The 2,695-nt window shown below is 64.7% G+C and carries 3 protein-coding genes; 1 reads left to right on the top strand and 2 read right to left on the bottom strand.

The features are described from left to right. Nucleotides 1-12: 12 nt before the first annotated feature. Entirely contained in the window at nt 13-1,284 is a 1,272-nt protein-coding gene (gene phoR, locus ACO6VM_RS21965) for a phosphate regulon sensor histidine kinase PhoR (RefSeq protein ID WP_258646724.1), read from the bottom strand. Between the two features lie 72 nt (nt 1,285-1,356). Further along, nucleotides 1,357-2,046 (bottom strand): phosphate regulon transcriptional regulator PhoB, encoded by a 690-nt coding sequence (gene phoB, locus ACO6VM_RS21960; RefSeq protein ID WP_011536427.1) that lies wholly within the window; start codon nt 2,044-2,046, stop codon nt 1,357-1,359. 175 nt (nt 2,047-2,221) lie between these two features. Here phoB and ACO6VM_RS21955 point away from each other — a divergent pair, with 175 nt between their 5' ends. Continuing rightward, the gene (locus ACO6VM_RS21955) at nt 2,222-2,590 is read left to right on the top strand and encodes a hypothetical protein (RefSeq protein ID WP_401055882.1); all 369 of its coding nucleotides are present in this window, start codon (nt 2,222-2,224) and stop codon (nt 2,588-2,590) included. Nucleotides 2,591-2,695 lie beyond the last annotated feature (105 nt).

Raw genomic sequence — 2,695 nt, 5'->3', positions numbered from 1 at the left:
CCCCGCGAGGGATCAACCCTTGTTCGCGACCAATTGTGCCGGCGCAAAATGACAGGTGAAGGTGCTGCCATGCCCCGGCACGCTGCTGATTTCCAGGCGCCCGCGATGGCGCATCAGCACATGCTTGACGATCGCCAGGCCCAACCCGGTGCCGCCGGTGTTGGAGGCGCGGCTGGAGTCGACGCGGTAGAAGCGTTCGGTCAGGCGCGGCAGGTGCTTGGCCTCGATGCCGACGCCCGAGTCCTGCACCGACAGGTGCGCGCCTTGGTCATCGGCCCACCAGCGAATGCGGATGGTGCCCTCATCCTGGGTGTACTTGACGGCGTTGAACACCAGGTTGGAGAACGCGCTGCGCAGTTCCGACTCGCTGCCCTTCAAGCGGATGCCGGGTGCGGCCTCCAGGGTGATGCGCTGGTTGCGCGGGCCGGACAGCGCCTGGGCATCGTTGTTGATGGCCGTGAGCAGGGCGTCGACCAGCACCGGCTGGTTGTCCGAGGGGTAGTCGGTGGCTTCGAGCTTGGCCAGCAGCAGCAGGTCGTTGAGCAGGGTCTGCATGCGCGAGCCTTGCGCGCTCATCTGTTGCAGCGCACGGCCCCAGCGCGGGTTCACGCCTTCGACGTTGTCCAGCAGGGTTTCCAGGTAGCCGGTGATCACCGTCAGCGGCGTGCGCAGCTCGTGGCTGACATTGGCGACGAAGTCCTTGCGCATCTGTTCGAGCTGATGAATGCGGGTCACGTCGCGTACCAGCATCAGGTGCTCGTTGTTGCCGTAGCGGGTGAGTTGCAGCTGCACGCGCAGGCGGTCGTTGATCGGTGAGGGGATCTCGAGCGGTTCGGCATAGTTTTCCGCTTCGAAGTATTCCTTGAAGCGCGGGTGGCGCACCAGGTTGGTCACCGGTTGGCCGCCGTCCTGCGGGGTCTTGAAGCCCAGCAGGGTTTCGGCAGCGCGGTTCCACCACTCCAGGTTGCCTTCGCTGTCGAGCATGATCACCGCGTCACGCAGTGCGGCGGTGGACTCCTGCACCCGGTCGATCACCGCCTGCAGGCGGCCACGCACGCGCTGGTCGCGGCGCTGCAGGTGATAGATGCTGTCGAACACCTCGCCCCACAGGCCATAGCCGTCTGGCGGTGCCTCATCGGGCTGGTGGTGGCGCAGCCAGTCGTGCAGGCGCAGCAGCTGCTTGAGCGTCCAGCCCAGGTAGAACGCCAGGCCGATGGCCAGGCTCCAGCCGTAGAAACCGCTGATCAGGCCGCCGATCAGGCAGACGGTGATCAGCAGCAACATGTGGCGAATCAGGGTTGCGTGCCAGTTCTGGTTCAATTGACAGTCCTTGTACTGCGGGCGTCTGGGCTTCGATCAGCTCTTGGTCGAGAACCGATAGCCAGTGCCGCGGACGGTTTGTACCAGATTTTCGTAGGCTTCACCCAGCGCCTTGCGCAGGCGGCGGATGTGCACGTCGACCGTGCGCTCCTCGACATAGACATTACCGCCCCAGACCTGGTCGAGCAGCTGGCCGCGGGTGTAGGCGCGCTCCTGGTGGGTCATGAAGAACTGCAGCAGGCGGTATTCGGTGGGGCCCATCTCGGCAGGCCTGCCGTCGATGGTCACGCGGTGGCTGATCGGGTCGAGCAGCAGGCCGCCGACTTCGATGGGGGCTTCGCTGTCGCTCGGGCCGGTGCGGCGCAGCACGGCCTTGAGGCGCGCCACCAGCTCGCGCGGCGAGAACGGCTTGGTGATGTAGTCGTCGGCGCCGACTTCGAGGCCCTGGATCTTGTTGTCCTCTTCGCCCTTGGCGGTGAGCATGATGATCGGGATGTCGCCGGTCAGTTCGTCGCGCTTGAGACGGCGTGCCAGTTCGATGCCCGAGGTGCCCGGCAGCATCCAGTCGAGCAGGATCAGGTCCGGCTTGCGGTCGACGATGATGGCATGGGCCTGTTGCGAGTTCTCCGCCTCAAGGCAGTCATAGCCAGCCATTTCCAATGCAACGGCGATCATCTCGCGGATAGGCGCTTCGTCGTCGACGATCAGAATGTTTCTGCCAACCATGCTCAATTACCTCTCCCGGGAACGGTGTCTTGGCCCGCATTAGATAACGGAATTATTGCAGCTGTGTGACAGGGCATGGGCAGTTCTGGCGACATTGCATGACTGGGCTAGGCTTCACAGGGCCGCTGCAGCGGCTACCAGAACCTTTCCACCCCCCGAAACGATGGTGATTCCAATGACACGACATACGCTGAGCTGGATGGCCCTTTGCGCTGCGCTGGCAGTGCCGGGGGTGGCGTCGGCTCATCACGCCATGGAGAAGGATGGCATGTGGGTCGATCACAACGGCATGACCCTGTACACCTTCGACAAGGATGCAGGCGGCAAGTCGATGTGCAACGGTGATTGCGCGACCAACTGGCCGCCGTTGAAGGTCACGGCCGGCGAAAAAGCCGAAGGCAAGTGGGCGCAGATCAAGCGTGACGACGGTTCGATGCAGTGGGCTTACGATGGCAAGCCGCTGTACACCTTCGTCAAGGACAAGAAAGCCGGGGACATGACCGGCGATGGCATGAAGGATGTCTGGCACGTGGCCAAGCCCTAAGAGCGCCTTGTAGCCTGTGGGAGCGGGGGGGGGGGGGGGGGGGGGGGGGGGGGGGGGGGGGGGGGGGGGGGGGGGGGGGGGGTGAGGGGGGGGGGGGGGGGGGTG

The organism is Pseudomonas sp. GZD-209 (assembly GCF_049310485.1).
Taxonomy (GTDB): Bacteria; Pseudomonadota; Gammaproteobacteria; order Pseudomonadales; family Pseudomonadaceae; genus Aquipseudomonas; species Aquipseudomonas sichuanensis.
The sequence above is the reverse complement of the archived record's forward strand: the minus strand, read 5'-3'. Positions and strand labels throughout refer to the sequence as shown.

Excerpts from the sequence above, each read along its gene's own strand:
- phoB (WP_011536427.1), bottom strand. The coding sequence starts at position 2,046 with ATGGTTGGCAGAAACATTCTGATCGTCGACGACGAAGCGCCTATCCGC.
- ACO6VM_RS21955 (WP_401055882.1), top strand. The coding sequence starts at position 2,222 with ATGACACGACATACGCTGAGCTGGATGGCCCTTTGCGCTGCGCTGGCA.
- phoR (WP_258646724.1), bottom strand. The coding sequence starts at position 1,284 with ATGTTGCTGCTGATCACCGTCTGCCTGATCGGCGGCCTGATCAGCGGT.